Below are 25,921 nucleotides of genomic sequence, written 5' to 3' on the forward strand. Positions count from 1 at the left end.
AAAGACAAGATGATTTTTGTCTTTAGCTTCGCTATGAGGAGACGAGGCGAAATTTTACGATACAAAGGAGCATACATGTAGTATGTGACTGAAGTAGAGTGAAATTTCAACGACGTATAGCAGAAAAAGACAAAATAGCCTTAAAGCTTTCTCATCTTTGCTATTTCGTCGCGCAATGCCGCCGCCTTCTCAAACTCAAGCTGCGCCGCTGCTTCAAGCATCTGCTTTCTTAGCTCTTTTACTATCGCAGCTCGCTCGCTAGCTGGCATCTTTTCTAAATTCTTACCACGTTTATAAATTTCGCCGTCATCTTCGACGTGCAAGCTCTCTTCGATATTCCTGCTAGCAGAGTGTGGTGTTATGCCGTGAGCTTTGTTGTACTCATCTTGAAATTTACGCCTAGCAGTCGTCGTATCGATCGCCTCTTTCATCGATTTTGTTATCTTTTTGGCAAACATGAGCACCTTGCCATTTACATTTCTAGCTGCACGCCCCATCGTCTGTATAAGGCTCGTGGTTGAGCGCAAAAAGCCCTCTTTATCAGCGTCCATTATCGCTATCAGGCTCACTTCAGGCAGGTCCAGCCCCTCACGGAGCAAATTTATGCCTATTAGCATGTCAAATTCACCACTTCTAAGCCCTCTAATGATCTCATTTCGCTCGATCGCATCGATGTCTGAGTGCATATACTTGACCTTGACGCCAAGCTCGATGTAGTAGCGGCTAAGCTCCTCAGCCATTTTTTTAGTTAGCACCGTAACTAGCACACGCTCGTTTCTAGCGATGACCACCTTTGCCTCATCAAATAGTGCCTCGACTTGATTATCACTATCTTTTATCTCAATGATCGGATCAAGTAGCCCAGTAGGACGCAAAATCTGCTCATAGACGTGCCCCTGGCTGATACCAAGCTCGTACTCGTTTGGCGTGGCTGAGACAAAGAGAAATTTCGCCTTTTTGCTTATAAACTCGTCAAATTTAAGCGGCCTGTTATCAAGCGCTGAAGGCAAGCGAAATCCGTACTCCACAAGCACCTCTTTACGGCTCCTATCACCCGCATACATGCCCCTAAACTGCGGCAAACTCACGTGACTCTCATCGACGATAACCAGATAGTCCTCGCCACTTATCTCAAAGTAGTCAAACATCGAGTACGGCGTCTCTCCGGGCTTTTGTCCGGTTAGGTGGCGCGCGTAGTTTTCGATACCTTTACACATACCAGTGCTTGCCATCATCTCGAGGTCAAACTCCACCCTTTGCTTTAGCCTCTGCGCCTCGACTAGCTTACCCTGCTCGTTAAACTCTTTCAAGCGCGCATCAAGTTCCTCTTCGATCTCTTTCATCGCGATCTTTAGCCTATCAGCACCTACGATAAACTGGCTGGTGGCATAAAGCGTAAATTTAGAAATGTCTTTGAGTCTCTTGTTATCAAGCACGTCAAAATGATACATCGAGTCGATCTCATCGCCAAAAAACTCAACTCTTAGGGCTTCGTCGTTGTAATAAGCAGGATAAATGTCCACCACATCGCCATTTACACGAAAATCACCCCTGTCAAAGTAGTTGTCATTACGCTTGTAGCCCATATCGACAAGCTGCTCTAAAAGCTTTCTTTGGTTTATCTTCTCCCCTACACTAAGATATGCCACCATCCCTTTATACTCGCTTGGATTACCAAGTCCGTAGTTTGCAGAGACTGAGGCCACACAGACGACGTCATCAAAGCTTAGCAAGCTAGCCGTCGCAGAGAGGCGCAGGCGCTCAAGCTCCTCATTTACTGAGCTATCCTTTTCTATATATAGGTCGCTTCTTGGGATGTAGGCTTCTGGCTGGTAGTAGTCGTAGTAGCTTATAAAATACTCCACATGATTTTTTGGGAAAAAGCCCTTAAATTCGCTGTAAAGCTGCGCAGCCAAGGATTTATTATGCGTCATTATCAGAGTTGGCATATTTAGCTCTTTTATCACATTTGCCATGGTAAAGGTCTTGCCAGATCCTGTGACACCTAAAAGTGTTTGATTTTTGTTACCTGATTTTACACTTTTTACTATCTCTTTTATCGCTCTTGCCTGGTCGCTACTTGGACTAAATTTAGATGAAATTTCAAATTTGTTCATTGATTGCCTTTAAATTTGGGCGAATTTTATAGCAAAGATAGTGCTTTGTCAAATGAGAATTTTAATAAGAATTTAGCCTCTGCGTGTTAGAATACGAGCCTAATTATTATTTTAAAGGAACTTTTATGTTTGAAGATAATGCGATCTTAACCACACTAAGCGATAAAGTAAATGACCTGATTACAAAATATGACGAACTTTGCAAAACGAACGAAGAGTTACGCAACGAGATCGTAACTTTAAAAGCACAAAATGAGGCAAAAAGCAATCAAATCATGCGTTTAGAAGAGGATCTTGACAAGAAAAATACCGAAGCTGACGATGTAATGAGAAAAATCGAAGCTGTCCTTGGCAGATAAGCTTGGCTAAAATATGAAAAAAATTACGCTCACGATATCATCTCGCGACTACACGATCACGCTTGATGATGATTTTGCTAAATTCTTTGAAGATGACTGGCAAAATTTAATGGGCGGACGCCAATTTATCGAGCCAAAAGAGCTTTTAAATGCCTTTATAGAAAAATGTTATGAAAATTATGCTGTGATAAAGACAGTAAAAAATTTAACTGGCAATGTTGATGAGATATTAAAGCGAGAAGAGAGATGAAAAGACGAGCTTACACCTTGCTTGAGCTGATATTTATAGTAGTTATACTAGGTATTTTAAGCACAGTCGCTATACCTAGACTATTTTTTTCTAGAAGCGATGCTACCATCTCAAATGCCAAAACTCAACTTGCCGCTATAAGAAGTGGAATTTCACTAAAATACAATGACAATATCTTGCAAGCAAAGCCAGAATTTCCACAAAAACTAGATGATGGCGATCCAAACAAACTCTTTAAAAATGTTATAAATATACCAATAAAAGATAGCGGTAGCAAAAATGGCTGGCACAGAATAAGCGACGACAAATACACATTTAGACTAGATGGCAAAGTAGCAAATTTCAAATACGACAAAAACACTGGTGATTTTGGTTGCAGTGATGAAAATGAAATTTGCAAATCACTTCAGTAATGCATTATTACATACTCGCATTTTATGGGCTAAATTTAGCCCCACTCACTTATGAAAGCGATAAAAACCTAGAAAAATTTCAAGGCGTAAAGGCTTCTTTAAGAGGCAAAATTCTTACTGCTTTTATCGTAAAAGAGACTGGCAAACCAGAGTTTAAAACAAGCAAAATTTTAGAAATTCTACCGATTAATCTAGCTTCAATGCAAAGCGAATTGGCAATATTTATCTCAAAATATTACACATGCGAGCTTGGCGTCAGTCTAAATTTATTTGAACCAAATGACACTATTGCAGTAGATCAAATTTATGAAAATCAAAATTTTAATGTGACACCCAAACTAAGCGAAAAACAGCAAGAGGCTTTGGATTTTATAAATAAACGTAAAATTTCACTCATCTTTGGCGACACTGGAAGCGGAAAAAGCGAGATTTACATAGCTAAGATCAGAGAAATTTTAAACGCAGGCAGCCAAGCGCTATTTTTAATGCCTGAAATTTCACTCACGCCACAAATGCAAAAACGCCTTGAGAGCTTCTTTGGAGAGGCAGTGGCTGTTTGGCACTCAAAGATCACATCAAAGAAAAAAGAGCAAATTTTAAAAGATATAAAAAGTGGCAAAGTTAGGCTCATTGCAGGTGCAAGATCTGCTTTATTTTTACCACTTGAGAGGCTAAAACTCATCATTATCGACGAAGAACATGATGATAGCTACAAAAATACAGGTTCAAAACCACACTACAACGCAAGAGATCTTGCCCTCTTTCTAACTGGTAAATTTGACCTGCAAGTAGTACTTGGAAGCGCCACACCAAGCCTTACTAGCTTTTACAAACAAGAACATTTTCGCCTAAAAGGGACATTTTTTGACTCACAAAAGAGCTATATATTTGACGAGAGTGAAACTGGAATTAGTGAAATTTTAAAAGACGAAATTTCAAAAACACTCGCGAATAAAAAGCAAGCTGTCATCTGCTTGCCAACAAGGGCAAATTTTAAATATCTAGTCTGCAAAAACTGCGGTGAAACGTTAAAGTGCCCATTTTGTAGTATCGGCATGAGCTATTACAAAAAACAAAGCGTGCTAAAGTGTCAATACTGCGAGCATAAAATGGCAGTGCCAAAGACCTGCCATCAGTGCGGTAGCGAGATGATAGAGGCTAAAAAGATCGGTACTAGTGAGCTACTTGAGCAGCTACAAGCTGAGTTTGCAAACGCTAGGATCACTAAATTTGATAGGGATGAAATAACGACGCAAAACAAGCTCGTAAAGGCTTTAAAAGAATTTAACGACGGTAAGATAGATATCTTACTTGGTACGCAAATGCTAAGCAAAGGGCATGATTATCACAACGTAGAGCTTGCTGTCATCATGGGATTTGACGAGCTTTTAAATTTTCCTGATTATAAAGCCAGAGAGCGAACACTCGCCCTTGCCATGCAAGTAGCCGGAAGAGCTGGTAGAAACGGGGTTGGTAGAGTTATCATTCAAAGCAAACAAAGAGAATTTTTTGAAAACTATATTAGCGATTATGACGCATTTTTAAAAGATGAGATTGGCTACCGAGAGGGGCTTTATCCGCCATTTACCAGGCTTCTTCGCATTATCATCTCACATAAAGATGAACACATAGTAAAAAATACAATGAATGAATTTGTGCAAAGAATAGAACCTTTAAGAAGCGATGAGCTTGAGATCATAGGATACGGAAAGTGTCAGATAGAGTATCTTGGAAGCAAATTTAGATATGAAATTTTACTCCGCTCAAACTCTCATATACCTCTTTTAAAAGCTGCAAACCTCTGCAAAAGCGAACTTAGCGATATCGATATTGATCCGGTCAATTTTAGTTAAAAATGCTAGTCTAAAAACTATCCAACAAAAACATGGTAAATTTTAAAATAGATAATAGAGAAACCTAAGGCTTATGAAAGCATTATGAAATTTGATAAGTTGGCTATAAAGAGTAAGTAAAATTTTAGAAACTACATCCAATAAAAATACTAATTTTTATAAACTATTAAAAATAAATTTTCAAGCCTTTTAAAAGCCATTTTTCTTTATAATCCCCAATAAAAATTTAAAGGCAAAATTTTGCAACGATACCCAACAAAACAGATAAAAATTCGCAATGTTTTAATAGGCGGTGACGCACCAATATCCGTGCAGTCGATGACCTTTTCAAAGACAAAAGACATAAAAGGCACGTTAGAGCAGATACAGCGGCTTTATTTTGCAGGCTGTGATATCGTGCGCTGCGCAGTTTTTGATAAAGAGGACGCCAGCGCACTAAAACAGATCGTTGCGGGCTCCCCAATACCAGTCGTTGCAGACATACATTTTAACCACACTTATGCCTTAATCGTTAGCGAATTTGTCGATGCTATCCGCATAAATCCCGGCAACATAGGCTCAGCTAAAAACATAAAAGCAGTCGTTGATGCCTGCAAGCAGAGAAATCTGCCTATCCGCATAGGCGTAAATTCTGGCTCGCTTGAAAAGCAGTTTGAAGATCGCTACGGCCGCACGGTGGAGGCTATGGTGGAGAGTGCGATGTATAACATCAAGCTTCTTGAGGATTTTGACTTTACAGACATTAAAATTTCGCTTAAATCAAGCGACGTCGAGCGTACTATGCAAGCTTATAGGGCGCTTCGCCCAAAGACAAACTATCCATTTCACCTTGGTGTTACTGAGGCAGGTACAACATTTCATGCGACTATCAAGTCCGCGATCGCTCTTGGTGGGTTACTACTTGATGGCATTGGCGATACGATGAGAGTTAGCATTACAGGCGAGCTTGAAGAGGAGATCAAAGTCGCAAAGGCGATCTTAAAAGATAGCGGGCGACAAAAAGAGGGGTTAAATATCATCTCGTGCCCAACCTGCGGGCGTTTACAAGCTGATCTAATGGCAGCAGTAAAGCTCGTAGAAGAAAAAACAAAAGGTATAAAAGAGCCGTTAAACGTCTCGGTCATGGGCTGCGTGGTAAATGCTATCGGCGAGGCAAAAGGCGCAGATGTCGCCATAGCATTTGGCAAAGGCAATGGCATGATCATGCGTCACGGCGAAGTGGTCGCAAGACTGCCTGAGAGCGAGCTTGTAGATAGATTTTTACAAGAGATCGACGATGAGATAAAAAGTAGAGACTAAAGGAAAAAGTTGTGGCAAAGCAAAGAGTTAACGAGATAGAATTTACCAACCTTTACGACATTGATATGGAGCGAGCTATACTAAGCTCCATTTTGCAAAACAACGATATTTTAGGTGAAATTTTTGACATTGTTAAGGCAAAGGATTTTTATCTAAAAGGGCATTCGCAAATATACGATGCAATGGTAGCCTGCCTAAATAGTGATGATCCCATAACTATGCCATTTTTAAAAAATAGACTTGGTGAAAAATACGACGAAGAGCTAATACTAGATATTTTGGGCACAAATTCCCTAATAGACATTCAAAAATACGCAAACGAACTAAGAGAAAAATCTATAAAACGAAGTCTTGTAAAGATCGCTCACAATATACCAAGCAAAGTAAATGAAGATAAGCCAAGCCGCGATATGGTCGATGATCTTAGCCAGGAATTTTACTCTTTGATAGAAGGTGGAAGCACTGGAGTTATAAAAGAAGGCAAAGAGATTATCATGAAAATGATGGATCACATTAATGCTCAAGCCTTGCTTGGTGAAAAAGATATCGTTGGACTTGATACTGGATTTAAGAAGCTAAATGAGATGATAAAGGGCTTTAAGAATGGAGACCTCATCATCGTCGCAGCTCGTCCAGGCATGGGAAAAACGACACTTTGTTTAAATTTTATGAGTCAGGTTCTAAAAAATAATGCTGGAGTTGTTTTCTTCTCGCTTGAAATGCCAGCTGAGCAGATAATGATGAGAATGCTGGCAAGCAAGACCTCTATCCCGCTTCAAGACATAATGACTGCTAAGATGGATGATGAAGCGTTGGCTAGATTTAGTGATGCTTGCGAGGAGTTTGCGGCTAGCAAGCTTTTTGTGCATGATAGTGGCTATGTAAATATCCATCAAGTAAGAACGCAAATGCGAAAATTAAAGGCCATGCATCCTGAAATTTCACTTTGTGTGATCGATTACATCGGTCTTATGATGAGTACAAATAACTACGCTGATCGTCACGTCCAAATAGCTGAAATTTCTCGTGGGTTAAAGCTTTTGGCACGTGAGCTAGATATGCCAATCATCGCCCTTTCTCAGCTAAACAGAAGCCTAGAATCTCGCGCAAATAAACGCCCTATGCTAAGCGATCTAAGAGAGTCAGGTGCGATCGAGCAAGATGCTGACATCATTCTTTTTGTCTATAGAGATGAGTTTTATCTAGAACAAGAAGAAAAAGAGAAAGAAAAACGCGCAAGTGCCGAGGGCAAAGAGTATAAAAGCAATCACGTCTTTAATAAGCTTCAAGAAAAGGCCGAGATCATCGTTGGCAAAAACAGAAATGGTGAAACTGGCTCAGTTGATGTGCTCTTTCAAAAGCAACACTCAAGGTTTGAAGATATGTCTGTCATGCCCGTATCTGATGTTTCATTTGAAGGCTGATGCGTTTTAAAGCTTTAAAAAATAAAGAAATTTTTACTATATTTTGTCTGTTTTGCCTTTGCATTTTTTCTATAAATTTGGCTATTAGCTATCATAAATATCAAATTTTTATGGACAAAGGCGAACAAGAGCTAACAGCAACCGTGATTTCTAGCTACGAAAAGCTTGGGGATGACGGCAAGAAAAGGCAAATTTTAAAGCTTAAGACTGATGAGTTTTCATTTTATACGCTTGGAGCTAAAACAGATGACTTTAAAGCTGGAGATAATATATTTCTAAGTGTCATAAATTTAGACGTTAGTTTTAAAGACTATCTTGCTTCCTCCTTTTATATGCCTAGCTTTTCACGCGAAAAACTGCCACAAAAAGCCACGCAAAATATCAACCAAAAACTACAATCACTAATCTACGCCCAGCATGAAAATAGCAAAATTTCACAACTCTACTCGGCTCTATTTTTAGGCACAAGCATTGACGCAGAGTTAAGAGATGACGTCTCGCACCTTGGTATAGCGCATCTTATAGCCATAAGTGGCTATCATTTAGGTTTCATAAGTGCGGTTATATTTTTTGTATTTAGGCCGCTTTTAAAATTTTTATATGCGAGATTTTTACCTTTTAGAAACTACAACTTTGATCTAGCCATTGTCGTTTTTATAGTCTTGTCATTTTACTTTTTTATAATAGGCTTTATACCAAGCTTTTTGCGAGCGTTCTTAATGAGCATTTTAGGATTTTATTGCACGTTAAAAGGTGCCAAAATTTTAAACTTCAAAATACTTTTTATAGTAGCGCTTGTTAGCATATCGCTCTTTCCGCAGCTACTTTTTAGCGTAGGTTTTTACTTTTCACTTATGGGCGTTTTTTACATATTTTTATATTTTAAACACTTAAAAGATAAATTTTCACCCTTCATCCATCTTATACTTTTAAATTTATATGTTTGCTTTGCAATGGAAATTTGCGTGCTTTATTTCTTTCCGCTCATTAGCTTACAGCAGCTTAGCGTCCTTGCTATCAACTACATCTTTAGCGTTTTTTATCCATTAAGTGCTGCACTTCATATCGCTTCGTATGGCGACATCTTTGATGAATTGCTAAATAATGTTTTAAATTTTAGACTAAGCTCAACTAAAATTTTCGTACCAGCCATTATTTTTATCTTTTATAATATTGCTTCACTTCTAGCTATAAAATTTAGATCAATATTCTACATTTTGCCGCTGCTTGGGCTTTTATGCTTCGCTATTGCTAGCTATAAAATTTACGCCTAAGCGATCTTCATACCATAAAATTTCATTATCTTGTTGTGAATTATCAAAGATATATACATTATAACAGCGCCTAAAATTAGCCTAGTTAAGTCTGTATCCTTTTGCCAAAAGACTAAATTTACGATTATGGCAGCTGGAATGAGAGCGTTATTCATGATGGCAAGCACGCCACTATCGACCTCGCAAGCACCTTTGTTCCACATAAAATACCCTAGCCCACTAGCGACCACTCCAAGCCAGAGAAGCACTAAAATTTGCGTTGAAGTAAGAGAAAATTTGGCTGGATTGCCAAGAGTAAGAAGCGCAACGACAGCTACAAAAAATGCACCAAAGTGAAAGTAACCAAAGACATTTTTTTGATCCACGTCAAATTTTTCTAAAAGTGCCTTATATGCACTCTGCCCTGCTCCAAAGCAGATATTTGCCGCTTGCACTAGCAAAAAGCCTTTTAGTACACCATCATTTATAGCGCCGTATTTTATAACCAAAGCTCCAAAAACTGCAACGCCAACGCTAAATAGGTAAAGTGGCCTAAATTTAAAGCTAAATGCGTCGTAGATGAGCGTCACATAAAACGGCGTAAAAATGGTAAAAAGTGCGACTTCTGGCACGCTTAGATACAAAAATGAATTGTAATAAAATAGATACATAAGCCCTATTTGCACCGCTCCGATCGCCATGATGCCAAATGCTAGCTTTGGGCTGATGCCACGAAATTTTGTAAATGGTAAAAAGACTAAGCTCGCAAGCGCAACCCGAATAAAAACAGCCAAATAACTATCAACCTTGCCAGCTAAAAACTCACCTATCAAACTAAAGCTAAACGCCCACAAAATGGTTACAAAAATCAGTTTATTCAATTATCACCTCATTTATTTTTCTTGCACATTCAAAAAAGTACTCAAGTTTATTTAGCTCAAGTAAATCGCCATCAAGTATGAAATTTGCCCTATCGCTAAAATTTTTCTCACTCACAAATAAAAATTCTTCATATTTTATCTCGCCATCAAGATAGCCACTTAGCAGATCAATAAAATCACTATCAAGCTTATCTTGCTTCAAATCTTGCAAATTTAACTTTGCGCTTAAGCCTTTGATCGTACTTTCTAGCTCTTTTAGGCGAGTGATTATCCTATTTTCCTCATCGCTTAGATCAAGTGCCGCCTTTTGCTCTTCAATGCGCTTAACTTGACTTTGTTTGCTAAGACTTAAGCTATCAGGTAGCTTCCACTCAAACTCCACTCTAGGCCTGTTCGCATCAGCGTAAGCGCCTATCATCTGCGAAGTCGTCCTCTCACCTTTTTTAAAGCTGTTATTATTCACACTTTGCGTATCTTTTAAGTAAATTTTTGGAGCAAATTTACTCTTTTGCTTCTCATTTTCTTGCTCTTTTATAAATTTTTCTTGCTCCATCGCCCCAAGTTTTGCGCTTATATCATCTTTACTAAAATCAGGCATCATTATCTTTGAGCCAGCGTTAAAGCCGATCTCGCCGTTTGAGAGCAAATTTATCCTTGAGTTTAGCTCAGCTAGCTTAAGCCCAAGCTCGTCAAGCTCAGCTCTTTTTTTACTAAGAGTAAAATTTATCGCATCAAACTCAGCTTTATTTATCTCGCCATACTCAAACCAAAACTCATTTTCAGCCGCAGCCTTGGCAAAGCTATCAACAAATTTTGTCTCTAAATTTATAAGAGAATTTAGTGCAATGGCGTTGAAATAGACCTTTGCGACCTGAAAAGCAGTGAGATTCATCAGCTCTTCATCTTTGTAAATTTTCTCCACGCCCTTGTGGTCTAAAATTTTATCAGCAGCCTCGCTCGCACCGCCATCAAAGATAAGATACTCGACCTTTGCCGTGATCGATCCCGCCTTTGTCATATATCCGCCCTTTATCTCGTCAGGCACAAAGGTATATCTGCCATCAAGGGATAAATTTAGCTTTTTACTCTTATTTTTATTTATATATTCATTTTTATTAAATTCTTTCAAACTCTCAAGTCTCGCACTTTGCGCTAGAGCGATGATCTCTAGTAAATTTCCAGCCCAAAGAGGCAAGGCAAAGAGCAAAACTGTTAAAATTTTCTTCAAATTCTCTCCCTTTCATAAAATTTTCTTATAAATTTATCAAGATTATAGACCCATGCAAAAAGCACTGGCACGACAAGCAAGCTTAGCAAAGTCGAGCTAATGAGCCCAAAGATGATGCTTATAGCCATAGGCGAGTTGGCCTCATAGCCAGCACCCCTGCTAAGAGCAAGAGGCAGCATGGCAAATATCATCGCAAAAGTGGTCATCAAAACAGCCCTTAGACGCTTTTTAGCAGCCATTTTCACAGCTTCGTTTGCCTCTATGCCGCTATTTGCAAAGTGGTTTGCAAAATCAACCACCAAAATGGCGTTTTTACCGACCATGCCAAAGAGCAAGATGACACCGACCATGACAAATAGGCTAAATGGATTGCCGCTTATAAAAAGTCCGATCACCACGCCACAAAAGGCAAGCGGCATGGCTAGCATGATGAGAAATGGCAGCAAAAAGCTCTCATAAAGTGCGGCTAGCACCATGTAAATAAGCACTGCGCTCGCACTTACTGTAAAGATAAAAGAAGCGTTTGTATCGTCCATGAGCTCGACAAATCCAAGAAATTTATACTTGAAATTTGCTGGCAAAATTTCATCAAGCTTCTTTGAAATTTCACTTGCCACGCTATTTAGCGGAGCATTATTTTTGGTATTTGCTAAAAATTTTATCTCATCGGCTCTATTAAACCTTGAAATACTAGCTGGCTTTTGCTCAAAACTAATCGTCGCTACATCGCCAAGTGTGACAAAAAAGCCCTCTTTGCTTCTTATCTTGGTCTTTAAGATATCATTTGTATCGCTTCTAAATTTATCATCAAGGCGCATGTAAAGCTCATACTCTTTGCCATTTTCGTTTTCAAAAACAGAGACCTCATTCTGGCTAAATGCGCTATAAACGGCGCTTGCAACGCTAGCTTTGTCTAAATTTAGCCTCTTAGCCTTATCTTCATCGATAGAGATTTGCACGCGTTTTAGCAGATCTTCTTCGGGCGAATTTACATCCGTTGCGTCATTTATCTCTTTTAGCATCTTGCTGATTTTTGGTACAAATTTCTCTAACTCTTTGCCATTTTCAGATGTGATAGTAAGCTTAACTGGCTGCACATCGCCACCTTCAACCACTGGCAGATCAGCTACTATAACGCTCATATCATCACTTTTTAGCTTGTCACGAAACCTTTGCATGATAGCGTTTTGCCGCTCATGATTAGCTCTATCTTTTAGCTCTTTTAGCCTAACGTAAGCTTTTACAAGATAAGGCTGCTTGGCGTCTGTGTAGCCAAGGATGAAGTAGGCGTAAGAGACCTGAGGATCGGCGTTTATGAGTGAAATTTTATCTTTTAGCCTCTCTTTGCTAGCTTGCAGGCTAAGCGAAGGATCGAGCTTAAAGTAGATATTAAACTCCGAGTTATCCTCGCTTGGCATGAAGTCACCGCCTACAAATTTAGCCAGTCCAAACGAGCAAACAACGACCGCAATCGTTATAGCTAAAAATATGAGCTTAAATTTAAGCGCTAAGGTCAAAAGCTTCTCATAGCCATTTTCAAGCGCCTCAAAAAAGGGCTCACTCTTTTGAAAAAAGCTGCTTTGTTTGGCATTTACAAACCTAGCACTAAGTGTCGGCACAAGAAAGATACTCACAAAAAACGAGATGACGATGCCAGCTGCCACGCTCATCGCAAAGGAGTTAAAGTACTTGCCAACGATGCCGCTCATAAAAGCTATTGGCACAAAGACGCAAAGCAGCACGAGCGAGATCGCAAAGACGCTAAATGCTATCTCTTTTATGCCTGCAAAGCTTGCTTTTAGGGCATTTGGCTCATCTTTTAGCTTGCTAGCGATATTTTCAGTGACAACTATCGCATCATCGATGAAAATTCCAATACCTAGTGTGAGCGCTATGAGGCTTAGGCGGTTGATGTCGTATCCTAGGGCATTTATGATGAAAAACGTCGCTACGATACTAGTTGGTATCGCTACGACTGAGATGATGGTGATCGAGAAATTTCTTAAAAATAGATATACGATCACGATGGTTAGCAAGACGCCAAGGATCATATCAAAGGCGGTTTGATCGATGTGCTTTTGTATCACTTCGCTCTTATCATAAGCTATTTTTACGTCGTATTCGCTACCAAGTAGGCTTTTAAACTGATCTAGCTTTGACTTAGCTAGAGCGATCACGGTTAGAGCGTTTGCGTCTGGGGCTAGCTCAAGACCAAGTAAAACGCCACTTTTTTTATCCATTATCGCTGCTTCATTTGCGTCTTTGTAAGCAAGATCAACGCTTGCGATATCTTTTAAAAAGACCCCTTGTTTGATCGTTAAATTTCTTATCTCATCTACGCTTTTGGCGCTGAAATTTGACTTGATCGCCATTTGGATTTGTTCATTTTCTATCTTGCCAAGCGGCGCTTTTAAATTTTCAACCTTTATCAAATTTGCCACTTCGTTTGCACTAAGGGCGTTTTTATCAAGCTTAAATCTATCAAGTAAAATTTTCACCGCTGGCTCTAAAAAGCCATTTGTCTTGACCTTTGAAACGCCGCTAATGCGCTCCAAAAACGGCTTTGCCACGTCATCGATCTCTTGCATGAGCTTAGTTTCATTACCATCAAGTCTTGTGATAAAAAGGCTAAATACAGATGATGAGAGCCCATTTAGCTTTTCTATCTCGTAGTTTGCGTTTAACCTTACCTTTTGCATCTTGTCACGGACGTCATTTGTTGCACCCTCTAAGTCTTTATTTAGTTCAAATTCGATGCTAACCACACTTAGGTTATCAAAGCTTGTTGAGTAAATTTTCTTGATACCTTCAATGCTTGAAATTTCATCTTCGATCTTTTGCGTGATCTTAGTTTTTATATAGTTCATATCACCGTTTGCGTAAGTCGTGATCTTAACGATTGGGATATTTACTTGTGGATATAAATTTACATTCATCGTCTTTAGAGAATAAATTCCAAAGACAATAAGGCTTAAAAAAACCATTAATGTAGTTATAGGGCGGTTGATAGCTGTTTTTATCATTTTATTTTACTAACTAGCACTCTGCCTTGACCAAACATGCCAGGTTTTAGCCCGCTGTCATAAGCCTGGGCGTAAAATTTTCTAGTCTCTCGCTTGATCTCTGGATAGATAAGCGCGATTTTTACCTCTTTTTCATCGCTTGCTGCGTCAAGTTTAAATTTAAATGTATCGCCAACTTTTACTAAATTTGCGTATTTTTCATCGATTGCTATTAAAATCTTTACCTCATTTGAATTTAAAACAAAAGCTGGACTAAGCGGTGAAACACCCTCTCCAAGCTCAATGTTTTTACTAGCGATAACGCCATCAAAAGGAGCTTTTAAAAGAGCTTTTTTAAGGCGATCTTGCGCATTTAAAATGGCGATTTGTGCACTTTGAACCCGAAGTATCGCTTCGTCAAATTTATACTTTACTTCGTCGAATTCTTGCTTTGAAGTGACTTCCCTTACTTGAGTAAATTTGTTTAAAGTATTTTTTGCAAATTCACTAGCATTTTTTGCAAGCTCAAGATCATTTTTTGCCTTTTTAAGAGCGATCTCTAGGCTTGTTTGATCAAGACTAGCTAAAACGTCACCCTTTTTAACGTGGCTTGAGACATCTACAAAAATTTTATCCACCTTGCCGCTGCTCTCAAATGCAAGCTTTGAGCTTTGCTTGGCATAGACTTCAAAATCAGCAAAAATTTCCTCCCCTGCAAATGAAAAAATACAAAATATCATTAAAATTATCAGCTTTTTCAATCTTTAATCCTCTCCAAAATCGGCTCGCCATTTTCAAAAAAGAACTCCACTTTTTTGATCTCGAGCTCATCCTTTGCGCTCTCAAAAAGACTAATGGCATCAAATTTTTGAGAGAGTGCCTCAAGCAGGTCGCTATATCCCAAAAGCCCAGAGTTATACTTCTCATAGCTAGCTTTTAATGCCAAATCGCTTGCTTTTACATATTCGTTTAGTGAAGCGATTTTTGAAGTAAGCACCACGATTTCACTTTGCAAATTTTTAAGCCTTGTCTCGTTTTCACGCTTTTTATACTCCAAATTTAGCCTTGCCTCATCAAGCGCGATCTTTTGGGCCTGACTCATCTTGCTAGTGGCGAAAAAATCAAAAATTTTCCATTTAAAAGCGATACCAAATTTATTGCCATGAGTATCTTCTTTTAAGTATTTATCCACGTATGAGCGGTAAGAACTAAATCTGCCTAGATCGATATCGTAATTATTTTTATAAAATCCATATGTGTCATAAAGCAAAATTTGAGGCAAAAAACCAGCTCTTGTCTCGCTAAGCTTGGCCTCACCTAAAAATATATCTTGGCTTAGTCTATCAAGCTCAGCATTCTTTGAAGCTAAATTTGAGCTAATATCAGCCATCTTTGCTCCAGCTACTGGCAAAATTTTCTCACCAGTCAGCAAATTTATCTCATTTAAGATTTGCTCCATTTTGTTTTTGTATTCAAGCTGCGTACTATTAGCTAAGTAATATTTAGCCCTTACATTTTCAAGCTCATCTTTTGCGGCAAGCCCTGCAATGTTTGCCTTTTCAAGCTTATCTAAAACACCTTTTAAAAAATTTGTCTGAGCCTGTTTGGCTGTGATTATATTTTCAAGTGCAGCTGCGTTAAAGTATAAATTTACGGCCTTAAGTGCAAGGTAGTTTTTAGCTTCATCACTAGCGATGGCGGCTTTGTTTTTTAAAAGCTGGTTCGTCTTTAGCCTAGCCTCTCTCGCTCCGCCGTCATAAAGCAAAAAATCTATCCTAGCTAGCACACCGGCTGACTCTTTAGCGACTACACTTGGAAAAGTGCTTGCATTTTTGCCATATGAGCCCTCTAGGCTAAGACTTGGCATATATGAGCTTAATGTGGCTTCATCGTTTAAATTTGCTCTTTTTAGCTCAAGCTCTTTGATCTTTGAAATTTCATTTTGCGTTGCCTTGTTTGCGATCACGCTTAAATTTGAACCAAGCAAAAATACCGGCAAAAAAATGAATAAAAATTTTTTCATTAGTGAAAGCTTTTTACGAGATTTCCTATTAGTAAATTCCAGCCATCAACAAGCACGAATATGAGCAGTTTAAATGGCAGTGAGATCATTACAGGAGGAAGCATCATCATACCCATGGCCATCAGTACTGAGCTTACGACCATGTCGATGACAAGAAATGGCAAATAGAGCAAAAACGCTATCTCAAAAGATGTCTTTAGCTCACTTATTATAAAAGCTGACATTGCAATACTTAGCGGTATCTCTTCGATATTTGCTGGATTTTGTAAATTTCTAATCCTAAAAAAAAGTGCAAGGTCTTTTTCTCTTGTGTTTTTTACCATAAATTCTTTAAATGGCTTTAAGCTTTTATCAAGCATCTCTTCATAGCCTATCTGCTCAGCTATATAAGGCTTTATGCCATCGTTATAGCTTCTTTGCCCAACTGGCTCCATGATAAAAAATGTAAGAACCATCGCAAGCGAGATGAGTACTGTTGAAGGAGGAACTTGCTGCGTACCCATCGCTTGGCGTAAAAATGAAAATACGATAACAAGCCTTAAAAAACTTGTCATCATAAAAATGAGCGAAGGAGCGAGTGCAAGTGCGGTGAGAATTAGTAAAACATTTAAAGAATTTACAAGCTGCTCGGCATTTGTTGGAGAATTTAGACTTAAATTTATAGTTGGTAGCGCAGGATCAGCTCCAAAAACCGTGCAAAGTAAAACCGCTAAACCAAGCAGTACCTTCACGACTAATTCCTCATATCAAGGATACTTTTCTTAGTAGCCTCTTTATTTTTTGGCTCAAGCGATATGAAGTGAATTTCTACTCTATTGTTCTTGGCTCTGCCATCTTCTGTGCTGTTACTAGCGATCGGATCAAACGAAGCTTTGCCAGAAGCTATTATTCTATTTTGTGGCACGCCATCGTTGATTAGCTCTTCAACCACGCTTAAAGCCCTTGCAGTTGAGAGCTGCCAGTTATTTTTATAAGCTGAGTCTTTGCTTGGTTCTATATTATCTGTATGACCGATGATATCGGCTTTTACATCATTAGGCATTTTCGCTACAATCATGCCTATTCGTTTTAAAAATAGCTTCGCATCTTCACCAGAAATTTCAGCACTATCTTTCTCAAAAAGCATAGCCGCTGGAAGCCTTACGATAAAGCCATCCTCGCTCTCTTCCATAGTGATCTCAGGTGCTCCGCTAGCAGCTAGTAACTCATTTATCTTTTTAACATTCATATTTAGCTCACTTTGTGAGCCCTTTTGCTTGCTTATCTTTTTTGCACGAGTATTTTCTGGATCTGTCTCTTTTTCTATCTGATTTTCAGGTCTAGCGCCACCTTCAAGCACACTTAAAGCACCAGCTAGTGAGCCAACAGCAGCCTCCATCTTTTTAGCATCCATTGTCGCCATAGAAAGCAATAAAACGAAAAAACAAAGCAAAAGTGACATGAGGTCACCAAAAGCAGCTAGCCACTCAGGCATACATTTTGGACACTCTTCTGGTTTTATTAACTTACCCATTATTCAAACTGACTTTTTCTATCTTTTGGTGGTAAAAATGCTAAGAGTTTAGCTTCAAGCGTTCTTGGATTATCGCCTGCTTGTATCGACATGATTCCCTCAAGTACGACTTGTTTTTCAAGTGCTTCATCAGCATCGCGAATAGAGAGGATGTTTGCCACAGGCGCACCTATGATATTACCTATCATCGCACCATAAAGCGTCGTAAGCAAGGCAACCGCCATTGATGGGCCAATCGCACTAGGATCTGACATGTTAAGAAGCATCGCAACAAGACCAATGAGCGTTCCTATCATACCCATAGCACCCGCAAAACCGCCAATTTGCTCAAAAATTTTAATATTATTTGAATGTCTTGTACTAGTTTGATCGATATCGATCTCCAAAAGCGCTCTGATCGCATCTGGCTCATTGCCATCGACTGCCATTGAAAGGCCTCTTTTTAAAAACTGATTTGTCTCATTATTTACTTCGCTTTCAAGCGATAAGATACCATCACGTCTAGCTTTAGTTGAATAATCGACTATTTTTTTTATAGTCTCAGGTAAATTTACTACGACTGATGGCTTAACAGCAATGCCATAAAATTTACCAATACCTTTAAGCGTCTCCATCTTGAAGCCAACCATCATAACGCCGATAGTACCACCAAAAACGATCATTATCGAAGGTACGTCGATATATGGTCCTATACCAACGCCAATTGCCATTGATCCAAACAAAAGCACCAGGGTCAAAACCCAGCCGACGACGGTTCCTAAATCCATTTAAGCTCACTTTATTTATAAATTCTTAAGAATTGCTATTTTATTAGCTTTTTGTTGAAACAATCGTTAAATTAAAAAAATTGTTTGCCATTTTTTGATACAATCTGCGAAATTTTTAACGTTAAAAGGCTTAAAAATGAACAATACTTCAATCATAATTTTAGCAGCTGGTCTTGGCACAAGAATGAAATCAAAACGTCCAAAAGTATTATTTGAACTTTGTGGTGAGCCGATGATAATTCACATCTTAAAACAAGCCTATGCCATCACAAATGATGTTAGTGTCGTGCTTCATTACGAAAAAGAGTTAATTAGCAAAAAGATAAAAGAAATTTTTCCTCAAACTAAAATTTTTGAGCAAGATCTAGCAAATTTCCCAGGCACAGCTGGCGCGATAAAAGGCGTAAATTTAAGTGGCGAAAAGGTGCTTGTCACTTGCGGCGACATGCCACTTGTTAGATCAACTGACCTTATGCGTCTAGCAAATGCCGAAGCAGACGTAGTTATGAGCTCATTTGAAGCGGCAAATCCTTTTGGCTACGGCAGAGTTATCATAAAAAACGGCAAAGTTGAGGCCATCATCGAGCAAAAAGATGCGAGCGAAGCGCAGCTTGCCATAAAAAGCGTAAATGCTGGCTGCTACTGCTTTAAACGCGAGGCATTAGAGCAAATTTTACCGCTCATAAGCAACCAAAACGCACAAAAAGAGTACTACCTAACTGACGCCATAAAAATAGCAAATGAAAAGGGTTTAAAGTGCGTTGCAGTGAATGTTAGCGAGCAAAATTTTATGGGCATAAATGATAAATTTCAGCTTAGCATCGCTGAAAAAATAATGCAAGATGAGATCAAGCAAAATTTGATGAAAGCTGGCGTTTTGATGCGCATGCCTGAGAGCATTTTCATAGACAGCAGGGCTAAATTTGAAGGCGAGTGCGTGCTCGAAGAAAACGTAAGCATCCTTGGCGAGTGCGTCATCACAGAGAGCATCATCAAAAGCTCATCGGTGATAGAAAACAGCGTCATCAAAAACTCAGACATCGGCCCACTAGCTCACATTAGGCCAAATTCCGAAATTTCTGACACACATATAGGAAATTTTGTCGAGGTAAAAAAAGGCGTTCTTAACGGCGTAAAAGCTGGACATTTGAGCTATCTTGGCGACTGCGAGATAGAAAGTGGCACAAACATCGGTTGTGGCACGATCACGTGCAACTACGACGGCAAAGCAAAATACAAAACCAAAATCGGCAAAAACGTCTTTATTGGCTCAGATACACAGCTGGTCGCCCCTGTAAATATCGCTGATAACGTCATCATTGCAGCAGGAAGCACCATCACAAAAGACGTTGAAAGCGGTGCGCTAGCGATTAGCAGAGCTCGTCAAGAGAACAAAAGTGGCTTCTTTGAGAAATTCTTTGGCAAAGACGATGTTAAAAAATAAGAAAATTTTACTAGCAGTTTGCGGCAGCATCGCCTTTTATAAGGCATTCGAAATTTTATCGCTGCTTAAAAAGAAAGGCGCTGATGTTTACGTGGCTTTAAGTGACGGAGCGCTTGAATTTTGCAGCGTAAGCGGCTTTGAAGCGTTAAGCGAGCATAAAATTTTAAGCTCACAAACGCAAAACTGGCAAGACGGCGTAAATCACATAGCCTACTCTAAAATGGATCTGGTCCTCATCGCACCTGCCTCGGTAAATACGATAAATAAGCTAACAGCTGGCATCTGTGACGATGTCTTTATGCAAACACTAATCGCCGCCTCGCACGTGCCTTTAGTCGTTGCCCCTGCTGCAAATAATAATATGATCGAGCACTTTTCTACACAAAATTCGCTTGAAATTTTAAAGAAAAACGGCGCTTTGGTGGTTGAGCCAGTTCTTAAAACTCTAGCTTGCGGTGATGTTGGCAAGGGTGCTTTAGCAAGCCCTGAGGTGATAGTAGAAGCTGCCGTTAAAAGGCTTAGCAAGCCCATTTTCGCAGGCAAAAAAGTAGTGATAACTGGTGGAGCAACAACTGAAAAGATAGATGATGTGAGAGCCATTACAAATTTCTCAAGCGGAAAGATGGCAAGAGCCTTGGCTAGAGCCTTTTATTACGCCGGTGCGGAGGTAAAACTACTTGCTAGCTTTGAAACTAGTAGCGAGCCATTTGAGATTTTAAAATTTAGCTCAAGCAGTGAGCTTTTAGAGCTTTGTAAGAGCGAGTGTGAGAGTGCAAATTTACTTGTGATGTGTGCTGCAGTAAGCGATTTTGTTCCGACAAAAATTGATGGCAAGATAAAAAAAGAGGACGTTGGCGAAATTTTAAGCTTAAGTCTAAAGAGAAATGTCGATATTTTGCAAAGCTTAAAAGAGTTTAAATGCAAAAAGATCGGCTTTAAGCTTGAAATATCAAGTGAGAGCGCACACAAAAACGCTAGAGCAATGCTAGAGCAAAAGGGGCTTGACGCAGTTTGCCTAAATGTCTTGGGTGAGAAAAATGGCTTTGCAAGCGAGCAAAATGAGGTAAATTTCATCACGAAAAATAGTGAAACTTTGCTGCCGCTTGCCGCAAAAGACGAGATCGCAAGACATATCGTGGAGCTAGCGGCAAATTTATGATAGAGAAAATTTCTCGCATTCAAAAAATAGCAAAAAATGCAAATTCACCGTTAGTAGCTATAAATTCGTCACTTCCGCTTAGTATCTTAGTAAGCCAAAAGATCGGTTTTAACAGATACATTTTAAATTTTGCAAATAGAAATTTAAACACAAAAAGCGTAAAAGAGCTAAATGTGGGCTCTAGATACTGGGGCGAGGTGCATAGTCAGGGCGAAAATATCGTCATAAAAAATTTATACGAAAAGCCAAAAATTTTAGATGAGGACGTTTTGACTGATGGGCTAAATTTGATAGAAAATTTGGTAAAAAACGAGAATTTATCGTGGCTTTACAGCTATTTATTTAAAAACTTAGGCGAAGTTAAAACAAAAGACGAGATGAGAGTGCTAGCGAAAATGCTCTTTGCTCTACAAGAAAATGTCGTGCATATACCATTTATTTATAATGGCATAAACGGCGTTTTTCAGCTAAAAAAAGAGGAGAATGATATAAAATTTTTTTTAATATTTTCAAATTTTGCTCCACTTATTTTTAAATTTAAAGATGAAGCTTTATGCGAGATCACAACTCCATTTAGCAATGTTGCGAGCTTGCTAAAAAGAGAATTTAGTGCCAACATAACAGTGCAAAATGTGAGTGCTCTTTGGAGCAAAAAAGAACAAATTATTGATATAAAAGGCTAAAGATTGAATGAATTAAACCACCTTGCTATTATCATGGATGGAAATGGGCGCTGGGCTAAAAAACGTGGATTTTTGCGGACAAATGGGCACGAAGCCGGAGCAAATGTAGTAAGCGATATGTGCGAATTTTGTATCGATAATGGAGTGAAAATTTTAAGTCTTTACGCGTTTAGTACTGAAAACTGGAAAAGGCCGCAAAAAGAGATCAAATTTTTGATAAATTTGCTTAAGAAATTTCTAATTTTAAAGCGTGCTGATTTTACAAAAAATGATATCAAATTTAATACGATCGGCGATATTTCGCCATTTAGCGATGAGCTAAAAAATGAGATAGAGATCACCAAAAATGCTACAAGAGAGAATAAAAATTTATTATTAAATTTAGCGATAAACTACGGCTCAAAAGATGAGATCATTAGAGCTGTGAAAAAGCTAAATTTAGAAGGCTGCGATATAAACGAAGCAAGCCTGAATGCAGCACTTGATGAGAGTGAGCCGGTGGATCTTCTCATTAGAACTGGCGGCGAGAGCAGGCTTTCAAATTTCATGCTTTGGCAAGCAAGCTACGCGGAGCTATTTTTTACACCAACACTTTGGCCTGACTTTAGTAAGGATGAGCTTGCAAGCATCGTTAGCAAATTTAAAAACATAGAGCGAAGATTTGGCGGAGTTTAGCGAGATAATGGATAATCTAGTCATCTTTTTTGCCCTTTTTGCTTTTGTTTTGGGTATTTGCGTGGGCTCATTTTCAAATGTGCTGATATATCGCTTGCCACGAAATGAAAGTATAAATTTTCCAGCTTCTCATTGCCCAAACTGCGATCATAAGCTAAATTTTTATCACAATATTCCAATTTTTTCATGGATATTTTTAGGCGGCAAATGCGCCTTTTGCAAGCAAAAAATAAGCCTCATATATCCAGTAATCGAGCTAGTTTCTGGGATACTTTTTTTGATCTGTTTTTTTAAAGAATGTAGCGAAATTTTAAGTGTAGAAACATTGCTTTACGCGCTATTTTTAGGGCTTTGTCTTGTTATGTTGTTAGCTCTTAGCGTCATAGATATAAGATATAAAGCTGTGCCAGATCCTCTTCTTTTTGCGGCGCTATTTTTTGCATTTACTTATGCCCTGCTACTTTTTATCTTTAAAGGAAATTTTGCCCAAATTTTAAATTTTTTCCTTTTTGCACTTATCTTTTGGGTGCTTAGATTTGTCGTAAGTTTTGCCATAAAAAAAGAAGCAATGGGTAGTGCAGATATCTTTATAGCAGCGATTATCGGAGCTATTTTACCAGCCAAGCTAGCCCTTGTGGCGATCTATCTTGCAGCACTTTTTACACTTCCAGTCTATGCGGTCGTTCAAAAAAAAGGCTATGAGCTAGCCTTTGTGCCGTTTTTAAGTCTTGGCTTACTTATTACATACGCTTTTAAAGAGCAAATTTTAGAAATTTTAAGGTTTATTTATGAGTAGAGTGAATAGATATCTTTTATTTAATTTCCTAGGGACTTTTGCGTCGCTATTTAGTACGCTTTTTTTGATCATGTCGATCGTATTTTTCATCCAGATCGCGCGCATCACTTCTTACATTGAGATCAGCTTTGGCGAGCTCTTTAAACTCTACTCTTTTATGCTTCCACGCGTGCTACTTTTTGTCGTGCCTATCGCATTTTTTGTATCACTTGCGATGACTCTTTTTAGATTATCAAAAGAGAATGAAAGTATCGTTATTTTTACGCTTGGTGGCTCACCAAATAAGATTGCTAAATTTTTCTTAATATTTTCAGCATTTTTAAGCACCGCTCTACTTGTAATCGCTACCATAATGATACCAATAGCCGCACAGCTAAATGTAAATTTTATTGATTATAAAAAGACTGTTGCAAAGCTAAATTTAAAGCCAACTCAGTTTGGACAAAAATTTTCTGACTGGATGGTCTATGTGGGTAGTGAAATGCAAGATAATAATGGCACTACTTATAAAGATATCGTGATGTTTAATCCTTACATTAAAGACTCCCAACGCTTAATCACTGCAAAAAACGCAAAGATCACTAATACAAATCAAAGCATTGAGCTCTCTTTAGTAGATGGAAAAATGTATGATATAAAAGATGAAATTTATCATCAAAGCAACTTCAAATCTATGAAGATAAGGACTGCCCAAAGTGAAGAGATAAGTGATATAGGAAGTATAAAAGAGTACTGGACGGAGGCAAATAGTAGTGAAAAAAGAAGAAAAGACCTTAGCACATATGTGCTTGTTGCGCTATTTCCACTTGCCAGTACGCTTTTTGCCATAAGCTTTGGCATCGTTACTTATAGATATGAAAAAGGCATGGTTTATGTTGGTACGTTTGGCGTTTTATTTGGGTATTTTACACTCATAATGCTATTTTCATCAAAACCAGCTTTTGCGATCCCGCTCATATTTTTCGTCTTTTTATTGGCAGGAATTTTGCTTTTTAAAGCCAAAATCATACGAAGATACTAATGAAAATCCAACTAATTTATAGCTACGATGGCTCCAAATTCCAAGGCTCGCAAACTCAGCCGCATGAAAATGGCGTAGAAGATGAGCTTTCGCGTGCTCTAGCTCACGTTGGAATATTTGAAAAAATAGTCTCTAGCTCACGTACAGATAAAAAAGTTCATGCGATTAATCAAAGCTCAAGCGTAATTTGTGGCGATCATTTTAAAAATTTAGAGCATCTAAAAGAGCTAATCAACCGCCATGCTCATCCAAATATTCATATAAAACGTATAAATTTAGTTGATGAAAATTTTCAAGCAAGATTTGACGCCGTAGCAAGGTCTTATAGATACATTATAGATCATGAAGAATTTGATGTTTTTAGCTCAAATTATAAAGTCTTTTTGCCAAAATTTGATATCAAAAAAGCAAATGAAATTTTATCTAATTTTGTTGGTGAGCATGATTTTGGCTCCTATATGAAAACAGGAAGTGATACAAAAAGCCCAGTGCGAGAAATTTTTAAGGCATTTTGTTATGAATACAAAAACCAAACTATCATCGTTTTTAAAGCGAATGGCTTTTTACGCGCTCAAGTACGGCTTATGGTTGCAAATCTACTTAAAGCCTTGAGTATAAAAAATGGTGGTGAGCTCATCAATGCTTCACTTAACGGATGTTCCGCTCTAACTCGTATCCCAGCTCCAGCTGAAGGGCTTTATCTAAATAGAGTTTTTTATAAATTTAATTAGATATTTAGAATATTCAATAGTAAGCTTATTTAAAATATTAAATAAAGAATCCTAACCCTCCTTCAAATTTTTAACGCAGTAAATAATAAAGAAAAACTTTTTAAGATCCACTCTGACTCACCTAAAGCCTGCCCGCTCGGTAGCAAGATCGAAGGACTCTTAACCAACCACTTCCTAAAAGCACAAGAAGCTTTAGAGAATAGTTTAAGAAGTATTACTTTACAAGATCTATTAGATGAGCTTATTAATTTATAAAATTTAAAAAGTAGACAAACTAGGTTATAGAATTTAAAAAGCAGGCAGATATATAAAAACCAATCTATTTTATTTATTAGGAACACTATGTGCTCCTAACTATTTTTATGTATCTCTATGTAAGAATTTTTATAAATTTCTAGCTTTTATTACTCTTTACTCTTCTCTTTTTTAGCTTTACTCTTTTTCTCTGCTTTATCTTTTAGGCTTTCTTTCTTATCTTTTATCTCTTTTATACTATCACCTTTAGCACTATCTTTTTTCTCTTTTACTTCATCACTCTTTTTACTTGCTTTTTCTTTTATCTCATCTTTTTTAGATTTTATTTTTGATTTTGTGTCATCTATCTTTGTAGCACCTGATACTGATATATCTGATTTTAAATTTTCAAATGTCTTATCACCTATACCATTTACATTTTTTATATCTTCTATTGAGTTAAATTTATTTGCTTTTCTATACTCTATTATTGCATCTGCCTTTGAAGATCCTATGCCATCTAAACTCATTAACTCTTCTTTTGTGGCGGTGTTTAAATTTATGGCTGCTAGTAATGTAGAAGCTGCTACTAATAGTGAGAATATAATCTTTTTCATTTTTGTCCTTTTTAGGTAAATTTGGGTTTGGAGTCTATCATATTTGGTGTTTTTAGTCAACACTCGTATAAAAGCATAGACTAAAAGATATTTATAAATGTAAAGATATCTAATTATTTAAAAACATAAATAAATTTAAGATTTGATATTTTGTTATAAATTAAGAAATAATATTAGAA

25 protein-coding genes are annotated in these 25,921 nt (G+C 38.0%); 15 read left to right on the top strand and 10 right to left on the bottom strand.

Going from position 1 to position 25,921, the window contains the following annotated elements; genetic code table 11:
* Positions 1 to 140 precede the first annotated feature (140 nt).
* Positions 141 to 2,117: an excinuclease ABC subunit UvrB gene (uvrB, locus tag F3H00_RS00265; protein ID WP_148798892.1), complete on the bottom strand. Its 1,977-nt coding sequence runs from the start codon at positions 2,115 to 2,117 to the stop codon at positions 141 to 143.
* Between the two features lie 125 nt (positions 2,118 to 2,242).
* On the opposite strand from uvrB, the gene F3H00_RS00270 reads away from it, so the two are divergent.
* The 7 genes from F3H00_RS00270 (at position 2,243) to F3H00_RS00300 (ending at position 8,989) form a co-directional block, all read left to right on the top strand.
* The gene (locus tag F3H00_RS00270; RefSeq protein WP_021091279.1) at positions 2,243 to 2,476 is read left to right on the top strand and encodes a coiled-coil domain-containing protein; all 234 of its coding nucleotides are present in this window, start codon (positions 2,243 to 2,245) and stop codon (positions 2,474 to 2,476) included.
* A 13-nt stretch (positions 2,477 to 2,489) separates the two neighbouring features.
* On the top strand, positions 2,490 to 2,726 hold the full coding sequence (locus F3H00_RS00275) for a hypothetical protein (RefSeq protein ID WP_087585320.1): 237 nt from the start codon (positions 2,490 to 2,492) through the stop codon (positions 2,724 to 2,726).
* Positions 2,723 to 3,139 (top strand): type II secretion system protein, encoded by a 417-nt coding sequence (locus F3H00_RS00280; RefSeq protein WP_148798890.1) that lies wholly within the window; start codon positions 2,723 to 2,725, stop codon positions 3,137 to 3,139. The genes F3H00_RS00275 and F3H00_RS00280 overlap by 4 nt, the downstream gene beginning before the upstream one ends.
* Positions 3,139 to 4,992 (top strand): primosomal protein N', encoded by a 1,854-nt coding sequence (locus F3H00_RS00285; protein WP_148798888.1) that lies wholly within the window; start codon positions 3,139 to 3,141, stop codon positions 4,990 to 4,992. The genes F3H00_RS00280 and F3H00_RS00285 overlap by 1 nt, the downstream gene beginning before the upstream one ends.
* Positions 4,993 to 5,232: 240 nt before the next feature.
* Positions 5,233 to 6,291, top strand: coding sequence for a flavodoxin-dependent (E)-4-hydroxy-3-methylbut-2-enyl-diphosphate synthase (gene ispG, locus F3H00_RS00290; protein WP_148798886.1), 1,059 nt, complete (start codon positions 5,233 to 5,235; stop codon positions 6,289 to 6,291).
* 11 nt (positions 6,292 to 6,302) lie between these two features.
* Entirely contained in the window at positions 6,303 to 7,715 is a 1,413-nt protein-coding gene (locus F3H00_RS00295; RefSeq protein ID WP_107770219.1) for a replicative DNA helicase, read from the top strand.
* Positions 7,715 to 8,989, top strand: coding sequence for a ComEC/Rec2 family competence protein (locus tag F3H00_RS00300; protein WP_148798884.1), 1,275 nt, complete (start codon positions 7,715 to 7,717; stop codon positions 8,987 to 8,989). Before F3H00_RS00295 ends, F3H00_RS00300 begins: the two co-directional genes overlap by 1 nt.
* On the opposite strand, the gene F3H00_RS00305 is transcribed toward F3H00_RS00300, so the two are convergent.
* The 8 genes from F3H00_RS00305 to F3H00_RS00340 are packed head-to-tail and all read right to left on the bottom strand — an operon-like array spanning position 8,986 to position 18,382.
* Positions 8,986 to 9,849 (bottom strand): EamA family transporter, encoded by an 864-nt coding sequence (locus F3H00_RS00305; protein WP_087586594.1) that lies wholly within the window; start codon positions 9,847 to 9,849, stop codon positions 8,986 to 8,988. The genes F3H00_RS00300 and F3H00_RS00305 overlap by 4 nt on opposite strands.
* Positions 9,842 to 11,077, bottom strand: a complete 1,236-nt coding sequence (locus tag F3H00_RS00310; protein ID WP_148798882.1) for a TolC family protein — start codon at positions 11,075 to 11,077, stop codon at positions 9,842 to 9,844. Before F3H00_RS00310 ends, F3H00_RS00305 begins: the two co-directional genes overlap by 8 nt.
* Positions 11,074 to 14,100: an efflux RND transporter permease subunit gene (locus F3H00_RS00315; protein WP_148798880.1), complete on the bottom strand. Its 3,027-nt coding sequence runs from the start codon at positions 14,098 to 14,100 to the stop codon at positions 11,074 to 11,076. The genes F3H00_RS00310 and F3H00_RS00315 overlap by 4 nt, the downstream gene beginning before the upstream one ends.
* On the bottom strand, positions 14,097 to 14,840 hold the full coding sequence (locus F3H00_RS00320; RefSeq protein WP_148798879.1) for an efflux RND transporter periplasmic adaptor subunit: 744 nt from the start codon (positions 14,838 to 14,840) through the stop codon (positions 14,097 to 14,099). The genes F3H00_RS00315 and F3H00_RS00320 overlap by 4 nt, the downstream gene beginning before the upstream one ends.
* Positions 14,837 to 16,102, bottom strand: a complete 1,266-nt coding sequence (locus F3H00_RS00325) for a TolC family protein (protein WP_103624088.1) — start codon at positions 16,100 to 16,102, stop codon at positions 14,837 to 14,839. Before F3H00_RS00325 ends, F3H00_RS00320 begins: the two co-directional genes overlap by 4 nt.
* Positions 16,102 to 16,833: a flagellar type III secretion system pore protein FliP gene (gene fliP, locus F3H00_RS00330; protein ID WP_148798877.1), complete on the bottom strand. Its 732-nt coding sequence runs from the start codon at positions 16,831 to 16,833 to the stop codon at positions 16,102 to 16,104. Before fliP ends, F3H00_RS00325 begins: the two co-directional genes overlap by 1 nt.
* Positions 16,834 to 16,835: 2 nt before the next feature.
* Positions 16,836 to 17,615 carry an OmpA/MotB family protein gene (locus F3H00_RS00335; RefSeq protein WP_087577924.1) on the bottom strand — a complete coding sequence of 260 codons (780 nt, stop codon included), beginning with the start codon at positions 17,613 to 17,615 and terminating at the stop codon, positions 16,836 to 16,838.
* Positions 17,615 to 18,382 carry a motility protein A gene (locus tag F3H00_RS00340; protein WP_148798875.1) on the bottom strand — a complete coding sequence of 256 codons (768 nt, stop codon included), beginning with the start codon at positions 18,380 to 18,382 and terminating at the stop codon, positions 17,615 to 17,617. The genes F3H00_RS00335 and F3H00_RS00340 overlap by 1 nt, the downstream gene beginning before the upstream one ends.
* Before the next feature lie 136 nt (positions 18,383 to 18,518).
* Between F3H00_RS00340 and glmU the strand changes: the two genes are divergently transcribed.
* The 8 genes from glmU (at position 18,519) to F3H00_RS10435 (ending at position 25,146) form a co-directional block, all read left to right on the top strand.
* Complete coding sequence (gene glmU, locus F3H00_RS00345; RefSeq protein WP_148798873.1) at positions 18,519 to 19,826, top strand: bifunctional UDP-N-acetylglucosamine diphosphorylase/glucosamine-1-phosphate N-acetyltransferase GlmU; 1,308 nt, start codon at positions 18,519 to 18,521, stop codon at positions 19,824 to 19,826.
* Positions 19,813 to 20,985, top strand: a complete 1,173-nt coding sequence (gene coaBC, locus F3H00_RS00350; RefSeq protein ID WP_148799683.1) for a bifunctional phosphopantothenoylcysteine decarboxylase/phosphopantothenate--cysteine ligase CoaBC — start codon at positions 19,813 to 19,815, stop codon at positions 20,983 to 20,985. The genes glmU and coaBC overlap by 14 nt, the downstream gene beginning before the upstream one ends.
* Positions 20,982 to 21,668 (top strand): hypothetical protein, encoded by a 687-nt coding sequence (locus F3H00_RS00355; protein WP_148798871.1) that lies wholly within the window; start codon positions 20,982 to 20,984, stop codon positions 21,666 to 21,668. The genes coaBC and F3H00_RS00355 overlap by 4 nt, the downstream gene beginning before the upstream one ends.
* A 3-nt stretch (positions 21,669 to 21,671) precedes the next feature.
* The gene (gene uppS / locus F3H00_RS00360; protein WP_148798869.1) at positions 21,672 to 22,343 is read left to right on the top strand and encodes a polyprenyl diphosphate synthase; all 672 of its coding nucleotides are present in this window, start codon (positions 21,672 to 21,674) and stop codon (positions 22,341 to 22,343) included.
* Between the two features lie 7 nt (positions 22,344 to 22,350).
* Entirely contained in the window at positions 22,351 to 23,139 is a 789-nt protein-coding gene (locus F3H00_RS00365; RefSeq protein WP_148799682.1) for a prepilin peptidase, read from the top strand.
* Positions 23,132 to 24,160, top strand: coding sequence for an LptF/LptG family permease (locus F3H00_RS00370; protein WP_148798867.1), 1,029 nt, complete (start codon positions 23,132 to 23,134; stop codon positions 24,158 to 24,160). Before F3H00_RS00365 ends, F3H00_RS00370 begins: the two co-directional genes overlap by 8 nt.
* Positions 24,160 to 24,891 carry a tRNA pseudouridine(38-40) synthase TruA gene (gene truA / locus F3H00_RS00375; protein ID WP_148798865.1) on the top strand — a complete coding sequence of 244 codons (732 nt, stop codon included), beginning with the start codon at positions 24,160 to 24,162 and terminating at the stop codon, positions 24,889 to 24,891. The genes F3H00_RS00370 and truA overlap by 1 nt, the downstream gene beginning before the upstream one ends.
* 66 nt (positions 24,892 to 24,957) lie before the next feature.
* Positions 24,958 to 25,146, top strand: coding sequence for a helix-turn-helix domain-containing protein (locus F3H00_RS10435; RefSeq protein WP_223155223.1), 189 nt, complete (start codon positions 24,958 to 24,960; stop codon positions 25,144 to 25,146).
* Between the two features lie 149 nt (positions 25,147 to 25,295).
* Here the strand turns inward: F3H00_RS10435 and F3H00_RS10725 are convergent, their stop codons facing one another.
* The gene (locus F3H00_RS10725) at positions 25,296 to 25,742 is read right to left on the bottom strand and encodes a ComEA family DNA-binding protein (protein WP_148798958.1); all 447 of its coding nucleotides are present in this window, start codon (positions 25,740 to 25,742) and stop codon (positions 25,296 to 25,298) included.
* Positions 25,743 to 25,921 lie beyond the last annotated feature (179 nt).

This window comes from Campylobacter concisus, assembly GCF_902460845.1.
Lineage (GTDB): Bacteria > Campylobacterota > Campylobacteria > Campylobacterales > Campylobacteraceae > Campylobacter_A > Campylobacter_A concisus_X.

Coding starts and splice junctions, on each gene's coding strand:
- F3H00_RS00335 (WP_087577924.1), bottom strand. CDS start 17,615: ATGGGTAAGTTAATAAAACCAGAAGAGTGTCCAAAATGTATGCCTGAG.
- F3H00_RS00325 (WP_103624088.1), bottom strand. CDS start 16,102: ATGAAAAAATTTTTATTCATTTTTTTGCCGGTATTTTTGCTTGGTTCA.
- F3H00_RS00270 (WP_021091279.1), top strand. CDS start 2,243: ATGTTTGAAGATAATGCGATCTTAACCACACTAAGCGATAAAGTAAAT.
- F3H00_RS00300 (WP_148798884.1), top strand. CDS start 7,715: ATGCGTTTTAAAGCTTTAAAAAATAAAGAAATTTTTACTATATTTTGT.
- truA (WP_148798865.1), top strand. CDS start 24,160: ATGAAAATCCAACTAATTTATAGCTACGATGGCTCCAAATTCCAAGGC.
- glmU (WP_148798873.1), top strand. CDS start 18,519: ATGAACAATACTTCAATCATAATTTTAGCAGCTGGTCTTGGCACAAGA.
- F3H00_RS00280 (WP_148798890.1), top strand. CDS start 2,723: ATGAAAAGACGAGCTTACACCTTGCTTGAGCTGATATTTATAGTAGTT.
- coaBC (WP_148799683.1), top strand. CDS start 19,813: ATGTTAAAAAATAAGAAAATTTTACTAGCAGTTTGCGGCAGCATCGCC.
- uvrB (WP_148798892.1), bottom strand. CDS start 2,117: ATGAACAAATTTGAAATTTCATCTAAATTTAGTCCAAGTAGCGACCAG.
- F3H00_RS00370 (WP_148798867.1), top strand. CDS start 23,132: ATGAGTAGAGTGAATAGATATCTTTTATTTAATTTCCTAGGGACTTTT.
- F3H00_RS00365 (WP_148799682.1), top strand. CDS start 22,351: ATGGATAATCTAGTCATCTTTTTTGCCCTTTTTGCTTTTGTTTTGGGT.
- F3H00_RS00340 (WP_148798875.1), bottom strand. CDS start 18,382: ATGGATTTAGGAACCGTCGTCGGCTGGGTTTTGACCCTGGTGCTTTTG.
- F3H00_RS10725 (WP_148798958.1), bottom strand. CDS start 25,742: ATGAAAAAGATTATATTCTCACTATTAGTAGCAGCTTCTACATTACTA.
- F3H00_RS00275 (WP_087585320.1), top strand. CDS start 2,490: ATGAAAAAAATTACGCTCACGATATCATCTCGCGACTACACGATCACG.
- F3H00_RS00355 (WP_148798871.1), top strand. CDS start 20,982: ATGATAGAGAAAATTTCTCGCATTCAAAAAATAGCAAAAAATGCAAAT.
- F3H00_RS00285 (WP_148798888.1), top strand. CDS start 3,139: ATGCATTATTACATACTCGCATTTTATGGGCTAAATTTAGCCCCACTC.
- F3H00_RS00315 (WP_148798880.1), bottom strand. CDS start 14,100: ATGATAAAAACAGCTATCAACCGCCCTATAACTACATTAATGGTTTTT.